Below are 20,046 nucleotides of genomic sequence, written 5' to 3'. Positions count from 1 at the left end.
TCCCGTACCGCCGTACGCGACGCCCTGGCCAAGCTGATCGCCGACGGCGAACTGGTGCAGCTCGCCGGCCGCAAAGGACCCCGTGGAGAGACGTACTACCACCTCCCGGCCGCCGACCGGTACCTGGCGGAACAGGCCGCCGCGGGGGAACAGGATCCGACCCTGCCGGGGGATCAGAATGCGGCCCACTGGGGGCGGGAATCCGGCCCTGCTGATCCCCTAAAAGGGGGACCGGAATTCGGCCCCGGGCAACGGAATTCGCCCCCCCGGGGGGATACGGATTCCGAGCCGTCAGGGGCAGGGATTCCGACCCCCAGAGTGCGGCCATGCCGGAGTCCGGCAGTGCTGAGTGCGTCCTTCTGCACGCCACCCGAAGCGGGCCCCGCGCGCCGTACGAGCCCTGCGGCTTGTACAGCATCCGTACGGCCGTCACGCGGTAGCGTCTTCAAGAGGCCGAGCGAGAGGGAGCACGCAGCATGCCGCAGCCCGTCGAGACCGCGGACCGCCAAGCCAAGCAAGGGCTCATCCTGGACTTCGCCGGGGTGCTGACCGCCAATCCGCTCGCCGTGCACCGCGCCTGGTGTGAGTCGGAAGGGCTTCCCCCGGAAGCATGGCGCGCCACCCTCAACGACGACCCTGAAGGCCGGCGGCTTTACACGGCACTGGAGATCGGTGAGATCGGCCAGGAGGAGTGGAACAAACGCACCGCAGCCCTTCTCGGTGCGCATGTCGCACCGGACAACCTGATGGGGCGCGCTTGGGCCACGGTGCCCCCAGCTCGGCGGATGGCCGCGCTCGCACGAGCTGCCAAGAGCGCGGGGTACCGTCTCGCTCTCCTGTCGAACAGCTTCGGCACGAACCCCTTCAACCCATACGAGCAGGCAGGCATTTGGGACCTGTTCGATGTGCACGTCATCTCCGAGCAGGTCCGCATCGCGAAGCCCGACCCTGCCATCTATGAGCTGACGTTGGAGCGTCTCGGGCTTCCTGCGCAGGCGTGCGTGTTCGTCGATGACCACCCTCGGAATCTGCCACCTGCCGAAGCCCTGGGCATCACTACCGTCCTGGCGACGGATGAATCCACAACGGTGGCCGAGCTTGAGGCACTGCTCGGCGTGAGCGCCGCGCTTTCCGTCTAGCGGCGACTTCCAGCCAACTCACTGTGCAGGCGGTGTCCATGGGTGTTGCCGGTCGTAATGCAGTGGGTACGGTCCGTGCCTGGCCGGTCGGGGAGGGAGTTGCTGCGATGCAGTGGTCCGAGTACAGCACCGCTGAACGGCTCAAGAGGCTGCGCGGTGCCATGACGCAGGAGCAGTTGGCTGAAGCGGCAAACGTCTCCGTGGGTGTTGTGCGGAAGTTGGAACGGGGTGGCACCGCTTCCCTTCCTTCGCTTCTGTCCATCGCCTCTGCGCTTGGGACGGACATCGCCGTGCTCCTCGGCCAACAGGCGCCTCGTCGCGCCATGGACCGTGACGAGCGTGCAGCGCTGCGCGCGCTGTCTGCTGCCACCCACGATGCCGCGATCGGCATCCCCACCGACACTGAGCCGGGAACCGTCGAAGAACTCAGCGGTGTCGTTCGTCGTGCTGACGCGGCGTATTGGGCCGGCCGCTACACCGAGCTCGGCGCGCTGCTCGGTGCCTTGCTGCCCGAAGCTCGCGCCCGATACGACGCTGCAGACGCCGATGAGCGGGAGGCCGCGGCCGGCGTCCTGGCCGATGTCTTCCAGACTGCCGGTATGGCCGCGAACGTGTGGGGTTCACGGGACCTGGCCTATGCGGCGCTCACCTACGGTCGGCAGATCGCCGTCCAGGCCGGCGACGATCTGCGGGATGCCCACCTGGCCGCTACCACAGCGTGGGTGAATCTCCGGGATGGGCGGACCGCGCAGGGCCTCGCGCTCGCCGCGGCCCAGGCCGACCGGATCGAGCCGAAGATGTCCGAGCACGATCCGGACCGGCTGTCGGTGTACGGGCAGCTCGTCACGAACGCTGCCGTGGCCGCGTCCCGGGGTGGCGCCGCGCCGGACACCGCGCGGGAGTACCTCTCCCAGGCGCACGCAGTCGGCGCCCGCCTCGGGGCGGAGCATGCTCGGGGTCGGCATGCCCAACCATTCGGGCCGCTCTACGCCGCCACGCAGGCGATGAGTATCGCCGTCGCCCTCGGCGACACCGGCGGTGCGCTCCGGCTCATGGACACGATCCGGCTGGACGACACGGTGCCCCTCGCCACTCGGGCCAGGTACGGCCTGGACGTGGCGTTAACACACGCGGAGTGCCGTCGGTGGGATCAGGCTGCCGACACCCTGGAAAAGGTCTGCGGCATGGCGCCGGGGTGGGTACGGCACCAAATGCTGCCCGGAGTGATCATCTCTCGCCTCGCCGGCGTGTCCGTCGCGCGGCTCCGCGGGCTCGCCCACGCAGCCGGTGTACCCCTCGCCGTGCGCTGACTGCCCACCGCCACGCCCCGTAGCAGCCCCGGGAGCCGCCATCAGGCCCACTGCCACGCTCCATGGCAGTCCTGCCGCAGGACGACAGCGCAGCAGCACGGGACATGGCAGCCCAGCGCCACACGACTTGCTGGCGCCGCCACGAGCCGTGCCTGTCCCGCGCACAGGATCGACAGCACGCTGAGCGCATGCCGAAATCCCCATCCGGCGGCATCGGGCACGTGCCGGTCGCCGTCTACTCCTGTGCGGCCGAGTCGGCCGCTATCCGCGAGGCCGAGCGGCGTGCACGCCATTACGCTGATACCCGGCACTGGCATGTGGCCGGCACCTGGTCCGATGACGACCCGAGCACGGCCTTGGACGCCCGCCCGGCTTGGGCGGCCGTCACGAGCGCACTGTCCTCCGGTCTGATCCGCGGCATCGTCGTCGCCGGAATCACCCACCTCGCCGAAGACGCCGGTCAGTTCGCTGCGCTCGGCGTCCTCATCCGTGACCGTGGCGGCTTCCTCGCCGAGGCGACGTCACCGCCGGCCCGCCAGACGCCGGGGCAGCACGAACGCCGCCGCATCTTGCTCGAAGTCTCCTCGGGCTGGTGGCTGTGGGGAGACCTCGTGCCGGGAGCCGCCTCGTGACCCGGGCACGGGCGGAGGTCGGTGACCTGGTCTCGGACGCTAACGGACGTCGCGCCATCGTCACCGACATCAGGCAGAGCACCGACTGGGTCCTGCGTCCGGAGTCGGGCAGCCCCACGACTGAGTGGGAGACGGGCGAGCCCGGCACCCTCGACGTCATCGAGACGCGCGCAGACCGCCTGAGCCGAGAGAAGACCACCTGATGCGCAGCCGCCACAAGCCCCGTGGCGGAGCCGTTGACTCCGTCGAGCGGTTCTGCGTCGGCGTGTGGTTCACCGGCCACCTCGCTGCCGCAGTCACGCTCAGCACGCTGATTACCAACGACCATCAGGACCTCGCCACCAGCCAGCGACCGACGGTCAGCCAACCGGACGCCAGCCCGGACGAGGCCGACCGCGCGTTCTAGCCCCCCTGCGCTTCGCTGCCAGCTCAGCCGCTGGGCGGGCGCTGACGGCTCACAGCTCATCACCAGATCACTTCCCCAGACCACGCCCGGAAGGCGGACCCGCCATGTACGCATTCGGCATCTGCATCGACCGGCACTACCTCACCCCCGGCCTCGCCACGATCACTTCCCTGGCGGACAGCCTCAGCCCCCGCGCCCGCAAGGCGGCAGCCCTGCGCTTCCTCACCTTCGACCTCGGAGCGCCCCAGGTGCAGCTCCTGGCCCACCTCGCCAAACGGGTCGGCTTCGGCTCCTTTGCCCTGGCCCACCGTTCCCCGCTGCGCTCCGCGCGGATGGCGGACACCTCGTACATCACGGTCACCACCTATCTGCGCTTCGAGTTCGCTCCCGAGTTCGTCCGCCGCCCGTACCTGATCTACGTGGACGCCGACGTCCTGGTCCGCGGCGACCTGACCGCCCCGCTCGACGCTCTCCGCCCCGGCGAGGTCGGCGCCGTACGCGACGAGTTCAACCCGGCAGTCGGCCGCTGCCCGGCCCTACCGGGCGCCGCGGAACGCTGGCCGCGTCTGAGGGACCGCCCCTACTACAACGCCGGTCTCCTGTGGGCTCACACCGCCGATCTGCCGCGTATTCGCCACGGTGTCGAGCAGGCCCTGGGCAGACATCGGCAGCACATCCTCCACAACGACCAAGACGCCCTGAACCTGTGGCTCCTCCACGCCGGCCGCGTGCGGGCGGTCGACGCCGCGTACAACCGGTTCGAGGTGGGCCGGTACCTCGAACGCGGTGACTGGGTACGCCGCGTCGTCACCCGCCCCCTGCGACCGGATCCGGCCGCCCGCCTCATCCACTTCGTCGGCCCGGAGAAACCTTGGCAGGCGGACTGTCCCGATACGGACGACGTGCGGGAGTACCGCACTGTCCTGAAGCGGGCCCTGCGGCACGTCCGCGCGCTGGGCGCGGCACATCCCGAGCCGGCGGGGCTTCGATGAACGCGCCGCCCGCGATGGTCTCCCGCGCGTGCAGCACCCTGCTCGGAACACCCGCCCGGACCGCGGGGCGCTTGTCGGCGGCCTCCCGGACGGCCGTGTTCCGAGCCGGCCTCCGCGACGGCCGCAGCGTGATCGTGAAGCTGTACGACCACACTGCTCGCCGCAACGCGCTGACCGAGGCCGCCGCCATCCGTGCGGCTGGTGTCGCTGTGCCTGTCCCGCAGGTGCTCGGCAGCGGCACCATCTCCAGCGAGGGGACCACCGCGCTCATCACCTCTGACCTCGGCGGACACACCCTGGGTGCCACCGTGCGCTCCGGTGACATCCCACATGCCCAAGCCCTCAAAGACCTCGGTGGCCTTCTCGCTCGCTTGCACCGAGCACCGGTCGAGCAGACGGTGCCCCGCCGCCCGTTCTTCGACTCGGTCTCCTCCCTGGCCCGCCGCTGCCCACCCGACCTGCTGAACCGGATCGGTCCCGCCCTCGCCGTCATCGCCGACACGCCGGAGCGAGCACCCAGCGTGTGGTGCCACGGCGACATCCACTTCGAAAACGTCGTCCTCTCCGGCCCGCGCGGCACGCGCTACCTGGTCGACTTCACCGATGCCGCGCCGGGCCGGCGGGAGGCAGACGTCGCCCACGCCCTCGTCATGACCGCGGCCCACACCCCATGGGACCGCCGCACGCTGCTCGACGCCTACGCGGCGCCCCTGGACAACACCCGGCTCTCGGCCTGGGTGGTCGTTCACACCGCCCGCTGCTGGGTCCACGCCTCGCCCGGTACCAGCCGCCGCTTGTGGTCGGACCGCCTGACCGACCTGACCCGTCAGACACCGCACCTCTTCCGCACGCTACGCAGCGAAGGGACACCTCGATGACCAGCCCTGGACTGACGGTGGTCATTCCAGCCCACAACGAAGCCACCTACCTGCCCCGCTACCTCCCCACCGTCCTCGCCTCCCTCGAACGATGGCAGGAGACGAGCGGCGAACGAGGAGAGGTGATCGTGGTGGACAACGCCTCCACCGACGCCACCGCCGACATGGCCGCCTCCTACGGCGTCCGAGTGATCAGCGAGACCGTCCGCAACATCGGCCGGGTACGCAACACCGGCGCGGCTGCCGCCGAAGGCCGCAGGCTCTTCTTCACGGACGCCGACGTCGCCCTGCCCATGGAGGCGATCACCGCCGCGGCCACCGCCATGGACAACGGCGCCGCCGGCGGGGCCATCCCACCCCTCTACACACCCAAGCGGCTCGGCGCACGACTGCTGTGCGCCTACTGGGACCACTACCGCACCAACCACGGCGGCGCACAGGGCGTCGCCCAGTTCGCCACCGCAGCAGCATTCCGCGCGGTCGGCGGATACCGCGACGACCTGTTCATGAGCGAGGACGTCGAGTTCTTCCACCGTCTGACGGCCCACGGCCGCATCAAGAACGCACCGGTCGTGATCCTCGATGAGCTGCGCGTACGCCCCTCCACCCGCCGTTACGACCAGTGGTCCAGCCTCCGGATGCTGTGGTGGCAGAACCCCGTCACCGCCCGGCTGCGGCTCAACTCCCCGCACATGTGGCGCCACTGGTACCAGACCACCGTCCGATGACCCCGGAGCCCGCCATGACCGTGACGCTGCCCGTACCGGATGCAGGGGGGATCTACACCTTCCCCGACGACCTCATGCACGCCCACCACCAGTGGACCGAGCACCTGTCCGAACGCCACCGCGCGCAGGACCGCCAGATCATCGAGCTCAGGGCGCCGCACAGCGGGCACCGCTACTTCATCGAGATGCGGCGCCCGACCGGCCGCCCTGTGCTCGCCATCGAACCGCACCACGACGACTTCGCCCTGTCCGCCTCCGGAACCTTCCTGGGCCATCCCCGGCCGCTCACCGTGGCCACGGTCTTCACCCGCTCGACCAGCGTCCACCCGACCCTGGAGGACACCTACGGCACCGAGACCGTCGTATCCGACCTGCGCAGCCGGGAAGGCGCGGCTGCCCTGGCACCCTTGGCCGCCGACCGGATCCTCCTCGGCCACAAGGACGCCGAGCCCCCGTACCACCCCTTCGACCAGGACCGCCTGGACCGGATCACGGACGCACTCCGCGAGATCGTCGAAGCCCACCCCGACGCCGAACTCCTCGCCCCGGCCGCCGTCACCCGCCACCCCGACCATCTCCTCGTGCACGCGGCAGCAGTACGACTCGGATGCCGCTGGTTCTGGGAAGACCTCGGATTCTGGGCCACCTACGCCCTGGCCGGCTGCGACCAGCACCTCTTCCGAGCGCGTACCGGCCACGCGCTCGTACCCGAGCTGGTCGACATCACCGACGTCGTGCTCGACAAGGTCACGGTGCTGCACATGCACGGCTCTCAGATGCACCCTGCCCGGAAGATGTACCGGCCGATCCGGCACGCATGGACCACGGCGGCCGGCCTCCTGAGCGGCACGGGGATGTTCGCGGAACGCTTCTACCGGACGGAGTCTCTATGAAGATCATCGCGCTCGAAGGCCCCTCGTACGCCGGGAAGTCCACCGTCATTGGCCACCTGCGCACGCGCGGCATCGAGGAGCGGGCCTTCGTCTCGGACTGCTACGTCCAGCACATCGACCGCCGCGCCGACATCCCGCCCGCCCGCACCGCATCCGCAGCCGAACAGCTCGCCGCGTTCGAGACGTTCATGGGCATCGAAGGCGCTCGCGTGCGCAAGGCACTCGTCAGCGTCAAGCCCGTCGTCCTCCTGGACCGTTCGGTGGACACCCTCCTGGCCCACGCGCACGCGCTGGACGCCCTGTTCGGCTACGACGTCCACCACCGTCTGCGCGACCGCCTCCAGGAGCTTTCTTTCCTGCGCCCCCACCACACCCTCTACCTCGACGTGCCGGCCGAAGAGCTGGCCCTGCGACGCAAGGCGGCCGGGCACACGGCGGCCGAGTCCGAGTACTTCCTTCACGAGCCAGCGTTCCTCGCCCACGCTCGGGACTACTTCGTCTCCGCAGGGCAGCCACCCGTGTCGAGGGAAGTGACCGTCATCCCCGCCGACACCAATCCCGATGCGGTCGCGCATGCGGTGGAGGCCCTCGTCACGTACTGGACCAGGTGACCGACTCATGCCCACAGCCCTCTTCGCGTGGCGACGCACCCCACCGCCGTTCCTCATCGGCGGAGCCGAGGTCACCCAGCAACTCCTCGCCGAGGAACTCGCGGTAGCCGGATGGCGCATCATCTACCTCGGCTCCTACCAAGCGCCCTGGGACCAGGCCCCACAGGCCGCCCAGATGCGGACCTGCCTGGACGAGCACGACACCGCGTACGAGGAATCCCAGGAGGAGCTGCGCTACAGCTGGAACGGAGTGGACTGCCTCGCCGTACCGCAGCAGAGAATCACGACAGCTCTCCGGAGCCTGCTGACCCAGGCACGACCGGATGTGGTGTTCACCTCACAGGAAGGCGCGGCCGACATCGCCGCTCAAGCCCGGCCCGCCGCCCTCGTCGCAGGAATCCTGCACTCGATCTCCAAGACGGGACTCGGGGTCCTCTCCGGCAGCCCCCATCATGGTCTGGCCGTCTCCGAATTCGTTCTCCGGCAAGCGCCTCCGACCGACGGCACGCGGCTGTCCGTCCTGTACCCGCCCTTCACACTGCCGGAGCCAGGGCACCACCGGCGTGGGCGAACCGATGCCGTGCTCATGGTCAACCCGATCCCGCCAAAAGGCGCCGACCTCCTGCACCAGCTGATCCGTCGCATTCCCGAACAGCACTTCACTCTGGTCGAAGGCTGGTGGAACACCGCCGAGCAGTTCGCCGGCTACCCCAACGTGACCTATGTGCCCAGGGTCTACGACATGAGTCCCCTCTACCGCAGCCACCGCCTCCTGCTCGTGCCGTCCGCGGTGGGAGACGCCTTCCCCCGCGTCATCATCGAAGCCGCGCTGCACGGGACTCCGAGCGTCGGCAGCGACCGGGGCGGCATCCCGGAAGCCATAGGCGACGCGGGCATCGTGCTTCCCGCCGAGGCCGGCGTGGAAGAGTGGGCGCAGGCCATACGCACCGCTGACCACCACACCCTGGGGGAGCAGGCGCGGCGACGAGCGATGGCATTCACCCGCCCCCGCCTGCCGCACCTCGAACGCCTCGGGATCTACCCTGCGGCGAACGCGTCCTCGACCTGATCCAGCCGGTCAGTCCACCAGTGCAGCAGCGCCTCGTCCGCGGTGAACAGCTCATCGAAGGAGAAGTCACCGCGGTCGTAGTGGAACTCCAGCTGCCAGAAGTCCGTCATCCGCTTCCACCACAGCCGACGAGCACCGTCCACCAGCGCAGACGGCTCCAGCGGCACCACCGACCGATACCCGCCGACGAAGGCAGACACCCGCGCCAGGTCGAACACCCCGCCCACTCCAAACTGCACCTGCGCCGTCCGTACGACCTCTTCCGCGTACGGGCGCACCGCGATCCGGTCCCAGTCCAGGACGGCGGCAAGTGCCCCGTCTTCCCAGAGCAGATTGCGGTACTGCACGTCGCCATGCGTCCACCCGTGGTCACCCTGAGGTGTCGTAGATCGCGGACGGCGATCGGCGTGCTTGAAGATGAGGGCCTTCCGGTGGTCCAAGGCAGCAGCGGCTGCTTGGTCGAAGTCGCTGCCGGTGCCCTTGTCGCGTACGGCTGCGGACAGCCGCTCGGCCTTCTCCACCGCTCGCTCCGGCGAGGTGATGTCCGCGATGATCGTTTCGGGCACCCCTGGCAGCAGCCCTCGGCCACAAGCCCTGCTTAGGCTCACGTGCAGGCGCCCCAGGTGCGCGCCCAGCGCACTCACCAGCGCCGGGCCGAGGTCGACACCTCGGACATGTGAGCCGGCCACCCACGGGAACAGGCACCAGGCGCCACCTCCGACCTGCGCCACCAGCGACCCCGAGGCCGAGGGTACTGCGGCACTCACCGGGACTCCGTCGGCGGCGAGGGCCGCCAGCACCCGGAGATTGCGCTGCAACCGCTCCGGCGAGACATCCGTGACCCGCTTCAAAGCGAACTGCCCGGCAAGCGTGTCCAGCCTCCAGTTCGCATTCATCAGCCCATCGGCGAGATAGCGACGCTCCCGCACGCCTCCGAGATCGAAGGCATCGATCAACTCTGAGAGCGCACTGTCGGGGATGTCGCTTCGGGCTGCCACGGTGGCATCAATCACCCCACGGACGATACGCGAGCACGCCCCATCTGAGCACAACGATCACCTGGGTGCCTGCCACACTTCCTGGGCGCTTCCACCCCGTCGTCAACAATGCCGCCCTCAGTCACTCCTTTCGGCGATCACTGGGCTGATCGACTTCGCAGAGGCCGACTGTGTCGCGACATTCGCAGGTGGCGGACACAACATCGCACGCCGCAGGCAGCCCCGACTCTTCCCCGGACAATGAAGCCGTCCCCGCAGGCAGGACTTCGGCTGGCACCGCGGCACGTACGGTTCCCACCCGTGCGCCGGGTGCTCGCACCTCAGGCGACGTGGCAGGCGCGCCGTTTGGCGGCCGGGTTCGGGAGCAGGTCAGTGGTCTGAGGTTTGCATTCCCCTGACGGGACGGCGCGGCACCGAAGAAGCGCAAATCCGCCGTGCACTCGAAGATGGGGCACACGGAGGGAACGGGTGCTCAATTGAGGCCCGTCAACCACTGCTCCTCACGCCAGTGCACGCCGCTGGGCCTGCGGTTTCACGTCAAGCTATGCAAGAACGAACGGGGAGATCCCTCAGCCTGATGTTCCCTGGAAACGCTGCCGGACGGTGCGTCGCATGCACCGCACACAAAGCTTTCGGTCCGACTACGCCGCCGCACTGCCCTGATCACCACTTGCCGGCATCCGCAGCGTGTGATCACCGAAGTCGGCAACCAAGTCCAACCTGCCACCGAGCGCTTCGACGTAACGTGCGATGACATCGAGAGTGGCGCCCTCGCCGTGCTCGATCTGGGACACGCGAGCGATGCTCACACCCATACGGGCAGCCACATCCCTCTGGGCCAGCCCGTACTGCTTGCGCGTCTCAGCGAGTTGATGACCACGGGCTTCCGCCAGCAGTCGACGTGAACCGGCTTCCACCTCAGCGGGATCCACACCGGCCGAGTACAGCTCCTGCTCCAGGGTCTCCCAGTCCTGCGGGGTCTTCTTGGGCATGCTTACTCCTCAGTCCTCCGTGTCACCGGTGTAGTCGCGGTAGAGCTGTTCAGCCAGAGGAATGTTGTCGCGGTACCAGCGCTCCCAGTTTCCTGCCTTGTCTCCCCCGAGGAGTAGCAGGGCTGAACGAGTCGGATCAAAGGCGAAGATGATCCGGATCTCGGACCGGCCACCTGACCCCGGCCTCAGCTCCTTGAGGTGATGCAGTTCCGATCCCTTCAGCCGGTCCACGAGGGGACGCCCCAGGGTGGGGCCTGCGTCACGCAGAGCGGCAACGGCCTGGGCGACCTGGGAGGCGGAACCGAGATTCTCCTTGATCAGCTGCCTGAACCGTTCCGCAATACTCATCGGTGGCCTTGATCGCCCAGCTCAAGACGGCTCCCCTCGACACCAGCATCATGAGTTTAAGGTTTTCCTTAAACAGCGGTAAGCCGACTGTTCCGGCGTTGACCCCACCAACAGGGCTCTCCTGAACCACCAATCCGGGTGGGAGGTCCTGAATCCTCACCACACTCAGAAGCTCACGCCACGCGCGAACAATGGCACCCACGTCCATCAGGAGTGCTCGCACTTGGTGGAGCAGCACGCGAATCACCAACAGTCCCGCGAGGGCGCCGCATCCTGCGGTGATCCACTCCATCGCGCTGCCTCCTCACCTCGGACAGCAGGGTCCTCACGTTGAGGACTGAGTCTTCACCTGGAAGGTGAATCTCTCGGTCTTGAGTCGCGGCATCTCGCCGCGCTCACCACCCTGGGCACCAAGCTGCCCGCCATGGAGATCGAAGTCTGCAGCGTAAAACCAGCTTTTTGTGATCTCCCGAACCAGGGCAGAGGATCGGCATCCATGTGCAGTCGTGACGACTTCCCTCAGTCGGCCTACGTGCCGACGAGCCCCGAGCACAGAGATGGCGACGCAGGGACGACACTCCTCCACCTCGTGACCTCGTGACCTCGTGCCCACAGCGTGCCCTTCAGAGCGGGCAACTACGGTCAACAGCGGTGCCACCAGTCCCTCACTCCTGCCGCAGCACAACGAATCTGCCCAGGTCAGCAGCCATACAGCCACGCAAGCGCCATCGCTTCCCAAGCCGAGAACGCGAGTTCGATTCTCGTCACCCGCTCCAATCCAAACCCCTTGGTCTTCGACCCGGGGGTTCTTTGTTTGCCCGGGTCGCGCGGGCGGCAGGGGGTGGCCTCGCCCTGTGTGCGCCGTAGCGGAACTGACCCCGGCGGCAGGCCGGAGGGTCCGTCAGTACACGGGTTTCAGCTCCTGGAGAGCTTCCGCCCGAAAGCCGGAAGCGGAAACGTTCCAAGGCCGAGCAGTTCACGCGGCTTCGGCCGTGCGTAGAGCGGCCCGTGCTGCCCAGTAGCCCGACATTCCGTGTGCCCCGGCTCCGGGGGGCGTGGCGGCCGAGCAGATGAAGACCCCGTCGACTCCGGTGGCGTAGGGGTGCAGCGTGACGCGGGGGCGGAACAGGAGGTGCAGCGGGTCGTTGGAGCCCCCCACGATGTCGCCGCCGACGTAGTTGGCGTTCTTGCGGGACATCTCGGTGGTGCTGCACACGGCCGTGCCGCGGACGCGGTCGCGGAAGCCGGGCGCGAAGCGCTCGATCTGGGCGACGATCGCCTCCGTCGCGTCCCCGGTGTAACCGGCCGGTACGTGGGCGTAGGTGTAGAACGGGTGCACACCGTCGACGGACCGCGACGGGTCGGCGACGTATTGCTGTGCCGCCAGGACGAACGGCCGGTCCGGCATACGGCCGCGGGCGACGGTCGCCTCGGCCGACGCGATCTCCTCGAACGTGCCTCCGACGTGGACCGTGCCGGCGTGGCGGCTCGGTTCGTGCGTCCACGGCACACCGCCCTCGACGGCGAAGTCGACCTTGAAGGCGCCCGGGCCGTGGCGGTAGGCACGGTAGGCGCGTGCGACGTGTCGTGGAAGTCGGTCGCCGATGATGTCGGCCGCGGCGCCGGGGGCGGTGTCGAGCATGACCAGGTCGACGGGTCCGAGTTCGTCAAGGCTGGTGACCGTGCGCCCGGTCTCGAACAGCACGCCCCGCTGCTTCGCCGCGGCGATCATCGCCGTGGAGATGGCGGCCGAGCCTCCGACGGCGGCGCCCCAGCCGTAGCGGTGGGCGGCGGTGCCGAGTGCCACGCCGATGGCCGAGGACGCGAGGGTGCCGAGCGGGCGGAAGGCGTGCGCGGCGAGCCCGGCGAGCAGGGCGCGGGCCTCGTCCTGGTGCCAGCGTCGGGCCAGGAGCGAGGCGGGCAGCCCGGCGTACAGCCCGAACCGGCCGAGGTGGAGCGGATGCCTCGGGATGTGGAGCACCGGTCGCAGAAACTCGTCGGCGATCGTGTCGAAACGGTCGGTCAGCGAGCCGAACACGCGGGTCCAGGTGCGGCCGTCACGTCCTCCGAGGTGACGGCCGGTCTCCTCGACGGAGCGGTAGGCGGCGGCGCCGTGTCCGTGGTCGAGCGGGTGGGAGTACTGCACCGGCGGTTCCGCCCACGACAAGCCGTGCTCGGCGAGATCGAACGCCTGGGAGAACCGCGTGGCGACCGCCAGTGGGTGGATCGCCGCGCACACGTCGTGCACAAGTCCCGGAAGGGTCAGTTCAGCCGAGCGTGTGCCGCCTCCCAGGGTGTCGGCGGCCTCGATGACCCGCACCCGCACCCCGGCGTCGGCCAGTACGAGCGCGGCCGCGAGTCCGTTGGGACCGCTGCCGACCACGACTGCGGTCGTCACGACGTCTCCTCGCCCGGGCTCATGGCTGATGCGCCCGCCGAAGCGATGGTCGCACGCAGACGCGGTTTGTCGAACTTGCCGACGGGGTTCTTCGGCACCTCGTCGACGAAGGTCACCGAGGTCGGCAGTTTGAACTTCGCGATCCGCTGCGTCAGGAACGCGACGAGTTCGTCCTCGTCGAGGGTCGCACCCTCCCGCAGGGCGACGAACGCGACGGGCTCCTCGCCCATGACCGGATGGGGGCGGCCGACGACCGCGGCCTCGAGGACGGCGGGGTGCGCGTGAATGGCGTGCTCGATCTCCTGGGGGTAGATGTTCTCACCACCACGGATGATCATGTCCTTCATCCGGTCGACGATCCGCAGGTAACCGTCCTCGTCAAGGATGCCGACATCGCCGGTGTGCAGCCAGCCGTCCTTGAGGGCCTGGGCGGTCTCCTCGGGCCTGTTGTGATAGCCACGCATCACCGTGGGCCCCTGGATGACGACTTCGCCGCGCTCACCCCGCGGCACGAGAGTGCCGTCGGGGGCCATGACGGCAACCGTCTGTCCGGGGAGGGCGACGCCGACCGTGCCGGGCTTGCGGACCCCGTCGAGCGGGTTGCTCGTCGAGGCGCAGGTGCCCTCCGAGAGCCCGTACCCCTCGATGAGCAGCACTCCGAAGCGTTCCTCGACCCGGCTGATGAGCGCGCCCGGCATCGGAGCCGCTCCGCAGGCGACGAAGCGCAGCGAACTGGTGTCCGGCTCGACCTCGGCGGGCAGGTTCGCGAGCATTGTGTAGATCGCCGGGACTCCCGAGAAGTAAGTGGGACGCGCGGCTTCGAGGGTCGCGAAGAAGGTCCGCGGGTCGAAGCGCCCGGCGATGGTCGCCCGGCCACCCGCGCGCAGGGGCGACAGCACGCTGACCACGATGCCGTTCACGTGGAACAGCGGCAGGATCAGCAGGCTGTGGTCGTCCTCGTCGAGTGACAGCGCCTCGACCATCGTGGCGGTCATCGCGTCGAGGTTGGCGTGGGTGAGCTCGACCCCCTTGGGGCGTCCGGTGGTGCCACTCGTGTAGACGAGCAGGGCCAGGTCGTCCAGGTCCGGTTCGGCCAGGCTCACGTCGACGCCCGCGCGGGGCGCGGTGAGGTCCTCGGGCGCGAGCGTCGTGGCGCCCTCCAGCGACAGGCCGTCGTGGGTGACCAGCACGCGCGCCCCGGAGTCGGCGACCTGGTACCCGGCCTCACCGTGGGCCAGGGCGGGGTTCACCGGTGTGACGGCGGCGCCGAGGCGCCAGGCGGCGAAGAGCGTGACCACGAGGTCCACGCGGTTCGGCAGTCGGACCGCGACCACCGTGCCGCGAGCCACTCCGTGGGTCGCGAACACGCGGGACGCTGCTTCGACCCGTGCCGCGAACGCCTGGTTGGTGAGCGTGCCGACCGTCTCGTCGGAGAGGCACGGGCCGTCGGGCCTGGCGCCGGCGCGCTCCGAGGGGAGAGAAGCGAAGTGCATGGGACGTCCTCCGGGAGGAGAGGGGGTGGCGGGCGAGAGGTCAGACCGGGGTCTCGTCAGGCCGGTTCGCGTTCGTTCCCAGGGCCTGCCGACGCCGGTATCCGGCGGCGGTCCAGGTGACGTCCAGCGGGACGGGACCGTTGGGCAGCCACGGCTGCTCCGCCACGCAGTCGGCGACCTTCCATGTGCCCCGCTCGACCACGCCCAGCGCGGCGTCGATCACCTGGTACCGCTGGGTGCGCCGGTGGATGGGCTGGGACTCGGCCCAGACCACGAGCAGGTCGCCGGGCTCGAGGGCGAGGCGCTTCTGCACGGCCGCGACGAGGCGAGCGTCATGCATGTGGCCGTCACCGAAGTTGAACCCGAGAAGGGTGTTGCACACGAACTCCCCCTCGCGGACGGTGCGTGTCTCGAGGTCGGCGAGGTGCGCGTACAGGAGCGAGAACAGGCCACGCCCCTGGCTGTGCATCGAGCGCCAGGCGAGTGCCTTCTGCAACGTCATCTCGGCGTCGTCACGCTCGTACGGGATCGGGAGCATGCGCTGCAGCTGGTCGATCTGGTTCTCCACCCCGGGCAGTTCGTTGAGCCGCTCCTCCACACCGGGCTTCATCGCCCACACGGACGAGGCCCAGTTCCCGGCGTACTGGCGCATGGAGGGCAGGAAGGAGACGAGGTCGGGACGCAGGTTGCCCAGGACCGGCCCGAACAGCAGCAGCGCGAGGACCGGGACGAGCAGGAGCGGCTCGGAGAAGTTCCAGACGGTGTACGTGCCGGGATCGAATCCGACCCACAGGACGATCGCGATGAATCCGAAGAAGACGTTCCACTCCAGGGGGACGGCGATCGGGAACGTCGAGGCGATGAAGATGTGGAAGGCCAGCATGCACAGTGCGCCGATCAGCGCCACGGTCGCGTTCGTCGTGAGCAGCAGGGTGATCGGGACGACGATCTCGACGGCGGTGCCGCCGATGTGCGCCATGAACCAGGCGACGCGGGAGGGGCGCAGGTCGTTCGGGGCGTCGCGGTAGTGCAGACGCTTGACGGTTCGTCCGGGCATGGCCGGGCTGTTGGAGACCATCGGCGGCACGACGTGCTCGAAGTGGGCACCGAACTTGGACACGCCGGCGCCGATCCACACGATGCAGATCACGATCTTGAACACCACGACGAGGTCGACGAAGTCCGCGGTGCTGCCGATGCTCCCCATCAGCGCGGAGAACAGCATGATCGGCAGGTACTGCTCGGACCGGCCGGCCAGGAAGACGACCTTGTCACGCAGGCCCATCAGAGGCATGAGGACGAGAATCGGGAGGAAACAATGCGGCGGGATGAGCTCCTGCGGGCCGGTGCCCGCCGGAAGGAACTCGCTCGGCACAGGCTCGGCCTGCGCGGCCAGCGGGTGGACGAGGGCGGCGAGCACACCGACGAAGAGCGCCACGTCGAACCAGGTGCGCTCGTCGCCACCGGTGAACGGCACGCGGCTGCCCCAGGGCGCCATGCGGAGGGTGCCGGGACGGATCCAGTACCGGATGTTGCCGATCATCGGGCGGAAGTGGCCGCACAAGGGGCCGAACGCACCGCCGAGTCCGATCACCTCCAGCAGCATCAGCCACACGGCGAGCTTCTGGTACACGACGATGTTGTGGTACCAGCTGCCGATGTCGGTGAACTCGATCCCGGACGTCACCGACGCGATCCAGATGCCGACGCCGAAGTAGAGGCCGAGCATCTTGACGATGTACACGATGTGCAGCGCGCGTGGTGTGCCGAAGCCGTCGTCGACCCAGTGGGTGCTGAGGATGCGCACGCGTTCGCGCAGGGGAAGCCTCAGGAAGAGCGTCGGCTCGACCGGCTGCGGAGACGGTTTGATGAATCCCAACGGGTGCTCCTCTCGGTGGTGGCCCGGGCGGCACGCATCGGTGACCGCCCGCCAGGGTTGACACCGTTGGTTGATGAGGCCGCGTCACACGATCCGGACGCACGGACTGTAGGGAGGCGGGAAGACCTGGGACACTGTGCGCGCGAACCAAAAGATCGGGTGCGGATTGGCCTGCGTTCCCCCCGTTTCCGGCTACCGTCTGGTGCGACGGTCCAAGGGCCCACCACACAGCTGTGCCCGGGAACCAACACGGGAGGAAAGGTCAACCATGGATCCCTGGGGGGACGGCGAGGAGATCGCCCGCCGCGCGGCCGCCCGCGTCGCCGACATCGCCGCGGCCTCGAGCGCGCAGCTCGACCAGGTGGCGCGCCTGCTCCAGGCCGAGCTCGCCGAGTCGATCTCGGAGCTTCGCGGAGACCAGCTGATGCTCGACCTCCTCTACGCGAGTGTGGAGAGCAACGTGAAGACGTTCTTCCACATCACGCGGTACGGGGTCCCGGTCGACACGGTGGAGGCGCCGTGGGCGGCCGTCGAGTACGCGCGACGCCTTGCGCAGCGCGAGATCTCCTCGAACGCCCTGCTGCGCGCGTACCGCCTCGGCCACCGGCGCGCCCTCGAGTGGGTGACCGGGGAGCTGGCCGGCGTCGAGCCGGACGGCAGGATCTCCTTCGCGGCGCTGCAGATGCTTCAGGACGCCGCCTTCGCCTACATCGACCGCGTTTCCGAGCAGGTCGTCGCGGAGTACGAGACCGAGCGGGAGCGGTGGCTGGCGAACCGCAACACGATCCGCACGGCCACGCTGAGCGCGCTCCTCGCCGGGGAGGAGGTGCACGTGGCCGCGGCGGAGCGGGTCCTCGGTTACCGACTCCGCCAGGAGCACCTCGGACTCGTCCTCTGGGCGGACGAACGCATGACGTCGACGGACCCGCTGGAGTCTCTCGGGCAGCTGACCAGCTCCGTGGCCCAGGAGGTCGGTGCGGACTCCTCGCCGCTGTTCGTCCCGCAGGACCGCTCGCTCGGCTGGGGCTGGATACCGCTGCGGGCAGGAACACCTGTCGGCCTCGACCGTTTGGCCCGAATCCTCGGTGAGGCGGGAAGTGAGGTGAAGGCCGCGGTCGGCGCGGTCGGGACAGGAATCGCGGGCTTCCGTGCGACACACCGCCAGGCCTTGCGCGCTCATCAGGTCGCCGTCATCGGGGCCGAACGGGCCCAGCAGATCACGTCGTTCACCGCGCCCGGGGTCAGGGCGGCCGCCGCTCTCGCGGGCGACCTCGCCCTCGCCCGCGACCTCGTCACCTCGATGCTCGGGGGACTGGCACAGGACGACGAAGGTGTCGCACGCCTGCGGGAGACCCTCACCGTCTTCCTGCAGCAGAACCAGAGCTTCGTCGCGACCGCCGCGAAGGTGCACCTGCACAAGAACACGGTCAAGTACCGGGTGGACAAAGCGGTGCGGCTGCGGGGGCGGCCGATCGAGGAGGACCGGCTCGACCTGGAGCTGGCGCTCGCCGCATGCCGGTGGCTCGGACCTGCCGTGCTCACCCGATCTCCGTGATCTCGACCGAATCCCCGTGCATCCGGGGAGGGGTTGGTCCACGACCACGGCGCAGGCCGCTCATTTTGTTCCGCCCGACCGACGACTTCTTCGTCCGCGCGAGCGAGTCTGGGCGCCTCGCCCCGGCGGAGGTCACGCTGTCCTCGCCGCGGGGATCACCAGCACACGGGCGTGCTTCGCAGGGCTCCCGGCTCTTCCGGGACGATCGTCACCCTGTCCCCGGGGCCGCGGTGGCGCAGCGACTGCCGAAGTGACACGCAGGCGCGGCATGGACCAACGCCCACCGCTTGAGCGCCATCCATCGCCCTGGCCATCGTTCAGGACGACACAGCGAGACGAGGAGTGCACCATGGCCGAGACGCACGACGGCACGTTCACGACGTCGGAGGAGTGGTTCGACTCCGCCGGCACCAGGTGCGCCGCGCGCGTCTACCGGCCCACCGATGCTGATCAGCCGTTGCCCGTCATCGTGATGGCACACGGCTTCGGCGCGGTGCGTGCGCTACGGCTCTACGCCTACGCCGAGCGCTTCGCCTCCGCCGGATACGCCGTCGTGGTCTTCGACTACCGGAACTTCGGGGAGAGCGAGGGTGAGCCGCGCCAGGTGCTGGACATCGGGATGCAGCACGAGGACTGGCGCGCCGCCCTCCGCTACGCCAGGTCGCTCGAGGGAATCGACCACTCCCGAATCGTGGCATGGGGTACCTCGTTCGCCGGCGGTCACGTCATCACCCTCGCCGGCCAAGGAGAGCCCCTCGCCGCCGTCATCGCTCAGGTCCCGCACGTCAGCGGCCCGGCAGCGGTGAGGTCGACCGGCCTGCGGGCCGCCCTCAGGGTCGGCGTGCCGGGGATCCGGGACGCCATCGCCTCTCTGCTCGGTCGTGAACCTGTGTACGTCGAGAGCGTCGGTCTTCCCGGCAGCACCGCGATGATGACCTCGCCGGACGCCTATCCGGGCATGCACACGCTCCTCCGCGAATCAGGGCTGAAGGAGGACGCCTACCCCCACACCGTGGCGGCCCGCATCGCGTTGAAGATCGGCCTCTACTCGCCCCAGCGTTGGGCAGGCAACATCACGTGCCCGGCCCTGGTCCAGATCGTCGCGCAGGACGCGATCACTCCCAAGCGCGTCGCCGAGCGGGCCGCAGGCAAGATGCAGCAGTCGACCGTCCGCGTCTACGAGGGCGGCCACTTCGACCCCTACGTCGACCCCTTGTTCGACACCGTCGTCGCGGACCAAATCGAGTTCCTGCACCGCCACGTCCCTCCTCTGCCGAAGAAGCGCGCGTGACGTCCGTCAGAAGCGCGCGCGACGTCCGTCCCGAACCGCTCTCGTCACCGGGTGAGCAGTAAGCCGGCGGGTGGTCTCGACCTGGGGTGGATGCCTGGCCGACAGCGGCCCACGGACTTGAAGGGGATTTCGCCGGATCCGCCGTTGTTATTGACCGATGCCCAGCGGGCCGTGCTGGAGGGCTGGGTGCGTCGTCGCTCGACGGCTCAGGCGCTGGCCCAGAGCGGCCTGCAGCGTCCACGGCCCGCTCGCCTCCTCGTAAGGAATGTCGGGGTTGGCCAACACCTCGCGCAGTGCCTCGCGGTGGCCGAGGACGCCCGCCGGCGGGGACAGGATCAGGGAACCTCTCACGGGTGTGACTCCTCCCTGGTGAAGGGAGGCACAACTGGCCCCCTCCCCCCTGTTTTTGTCCGTAGACGGCCCTGTCAGGACGT

20 protein-coding genes are annotated in these 20,046 nt (G+C 69.1%); 13 read left to right on the top strand and 7 right to left on the bottom strand.

Features of this window, described 5'->3' with window-relative positions:
• Positions 1 to 476 precede the first annotated feature (476 nt).
• The 11 genes from AY578_RS17185 (at position 477) to AY578_RS17135 (ending at position 8,658) form a co-directional block, all read left to right on the top strand.
• Positions 477 to 1,139, top strand: a complete 663-nt coding sequence (locus AY578_RS17185; RefSeq protein WP_136238930.1) for an HAD-IA family hydrolase — start codon at positions 477 to 479, stop codon at positions 1,137 to 1,139.
• A gap of 107 nt (positions 1,140 to 1,246) precedes the next feature.
• On the top strand, positions 1,247 to 2,449 hold the full coding sequence (locus tag AY578_RS17180) for a helix-turn-helix domain-containing protein (RefSeq protein ID WP_136238929.1): 1,203 nt from the start codon (positions 1,247 to 1,249) through the stop codon (positions 2,447 to 2,449).
• Positions 2,450 to 2,637: 188 nt separating this feature from the next.
• Positions 2,638 to 3,081: a recombinase family protein gene (locus AY578_RS17175; RefSeq protein WP_215188130.1), complete on the top strand. Its 444-nt coding sequence runs from the start codon at positions 2,638 to 2,640 to the stop codon at positions 3,079 to 3,081.
• Complete coding sequence (locus AY578_RS17170) at positions 3,078 to 3,284, top strand: hypothetical protein (RefSeq protein WP_136238927.1); 207 nt, start codon at positions 3,078 to 3,080, stop codon at positions 3,282 to 3,284. The genes AY578_RS17175 and AY578_RS17170 overlap by 4 nt, the downstream gene beginning before the upstream one ends.
• A complete protein-coding gene (locus AY578_RS17165) occupies positions 3,284 to 3,487 on the top strand; it encodes a hypothetical protein (RefSeq protein ID WP_136238926.1) in 204 nt (67 codons plus the stop codon). Before AY578_RS17170 ends, AY578_RS17165 begins: the two co-directional genes overlap by 1 nt.
• A 104-nt stretch (positions 3,488 to 3,591) precedes the next feature.
• Positions 3,592 to 4,479: a glycosyltransferase family 8 protein gene (locus AY578_RS17160; RefSeq protein ID WP_136238925.1), complete on the top strand. Its 888-nt coding sequence runs from the start codon at positions 3,592 to 3,594 to the stop codon at positions 4,477 to 4,479.
• The gene (locus AY578_RS17155; protein ID WP_251143071.1) at positions 4,476 to 5,357 is read left to right on the top strand and encodes a phosphotransferase family protein; all 882 of its coding nucleotides are present in this window, start codon (positions 4,476 to 4,478) and stop codon (positions 5,355 to 5,357) included. Before AY578_RS17160 ends, AY578_RS17155 begins: the two co-directional genes overlap by 4 nt.
• Positions 5,354 to 6,085, top strand: coding sequence for a glycosyltransferase (locus tag AY578_RS17150; RefSeq protein ID WP_136238924.1), 732 nt, complete (start codon positions 5,354 to 5,356; stop codon positions 6,083 to 6,085). Before AY578_RS17155 ends, AY578_RS17150 begins: the two co-directional genes overlap by 4 nt.
• Positions 6,082 to 6,978, top strand: a complete 897-nt coding sequence (locus AY578_RS17145; protein WP_240801072.1) for a PIG-L deacetylase family protein — start codon at positions 6,082 to 6,084, stop codon at positions 6,976 to 6,978. The genes AY578_RS17150 and AY578_RS17145 overlap by 4 nt, the downstream gene beginning before the upstream one ends.
• The gene (locus AY578_RS17140; protein WP_258902941.1) at positions 6,975 to 7,589 is read left to right on the top strand and encodes a hypothetical protein; all 615 of its coding nucleotides are present in this window, start codon (positions 6,975 to 6,977) and stop codon (positions 7,587 to 7,589) included. Before AY578_RS17145 ends, AY578_RS17140 begins: the two co-directional genes overlap by 4 nt.
• 7 nt (positions 7,590 to 7,596) lie before the next feature.
• Entirely contained in the window at positions 7,597 to 8,658 is a 1,062-nt protein-coding gene (locus tag AY578_RS17135; protein WP_136238922.1) for a glycosyltransferase family 4 protein, read from the top strand.
• Here the strand turns inward: AY578_RS17135 and AY578_RS17130 are convergent.
• The 6 genes from AY578_RS17130 to AY578_RS17105 form a co-directional block, all read right to left on the bottom strand.
• Complete coding sequence (locus AY578_RS17130) at positions 8,628 to 9,671, bottom strand: phosphotransferase (protein WP_240801071.1); 1,044 nt, start codon at positions 9,669 to 9,671, stop codon at positions 8,628 to 8,630. The two genes, AY578_RS17135 and AY578_RS17130, sit on opposite strands and share 31 nt — an antisense overlap.
• A gap of 626 nt (positions 9,672 to 10,297) precedes the next feature.
• Entirely contained in the window at positions 10,298 to 10,648 is a 351-nt protein-coding gene (locus tag AY578_RS17125; protein ID WP_019524234.1) for a type II toxin-antitoxin system RelB family anti-toxin, read from the bottom strand.
• A 9-nt stretch (positions 10,649 to 10,657) separates the two neighbouring features.
• Entirely contained in the window at positions 10,658 to 10,996 is a 339-nt protein-coding gene (locus AY578_RS17120) for a type II toxin-antitoxin system RelE/ParE family toxin (RefSeq protein ID WP_206310405.1), read from the bottom strand.
• A 976-nt stretch (positions 10,997 to 11,972) separates the two neighbouring features.
• Positions 11,973 to 13,394: a phytoene desaturase family protein gene (locus tag AY578_RS17115; protein ID WP_136238920.1), complete on the bottom strand. Its 1,422-nt coding sequence runs from the start codon at positions 13,392 to 13,394 to the stop codon at positions 11,973 to 11,975.
• Entirely contained in the window at positions 13,391 to 14,887 is a 1,497-nt protein-coding gene (locus AY578_RS17110; RefSeq protein ID WP_136238919.1) for a class I adenylate-forming enzyme family protein, read from the bottom strand. The genes AY578_RS17115 and AY578_RS17110 overlap by 4 nt, the downstream gene beginning before the upstream one ends.
• Before the next feature lie 40 nt (positions 14,888 to 14,927).
• On the bottom strand, positions 14,928 to 16,766 hold the full coding sequence (locus AY578_RS17105; protein ID WP_215047888.1) for a DUF3556 domain-containing protein: 1,839 nt from the start codon (positions 16,764 to 16,766) through the stop codon (positions 14,928 to 14,930).
• A 268-nt stretch (positions 16,767 to 17,034) separates the two neighbouring features.
• Here AY578_RS17105 and AY578_RS17100 point away from each other — a divergent pair, with 268 nt between their 5' ends.
• A complete protein-coding gene (locus AY578_RS17100) occupies positions 17,035 to 18,321 on the top strand; it encodes a PucR family transcriptional regulator (RefSeq protein ID WP_136238917.1) in 1,287 nt (428 codons plus the stop codon).
• 268 nt (positions 18,322 to 18,589) lie between these two features.
• On the top strand, positions 18,590 to 19,612 hold the full coding sequence (locus tag AY578_RS17095; protein ID WP_258902940.1) for an alpha/beta hydrolase: 1,023 nt from the start codon (positions 18,590 to 18,592) through the stop codon (positions 19,610 to 19,612).
• 147 nt (positions 19,613 to 19,759) lie between these two features.
• Here AY578_RS17095 and AY578_RS17090 read toward each other — a convergent pair whose 3' ends face one another.
• Positions 19,760 to 19,963: a hypothetical protein gene (locus AY578_RS17090; RefSeq protein WP_136238915.1), complete on the bottom strand. Its 204-nt coding sequence runs from the start codon at positions 19,961 to 19,963 to the stop codon at positions 19,760 to 19,762.
• Positions 19,964 to 20,046: the final 83 nt, after the last annotated feature.

Source organism: Streptomyces thermocarboxydus, from assembly GCF_024760485.1.
GTDB classification, from domain to species: Bacteria; Actinomycetota; Actinomycetes; order Streptomycetales; family Streptomycetaceae; genus Streptomyces; species Streptomyces cellulosae.
This window is presented reverse-complemented; position numbering and strand designations above follow the sequence as displayed.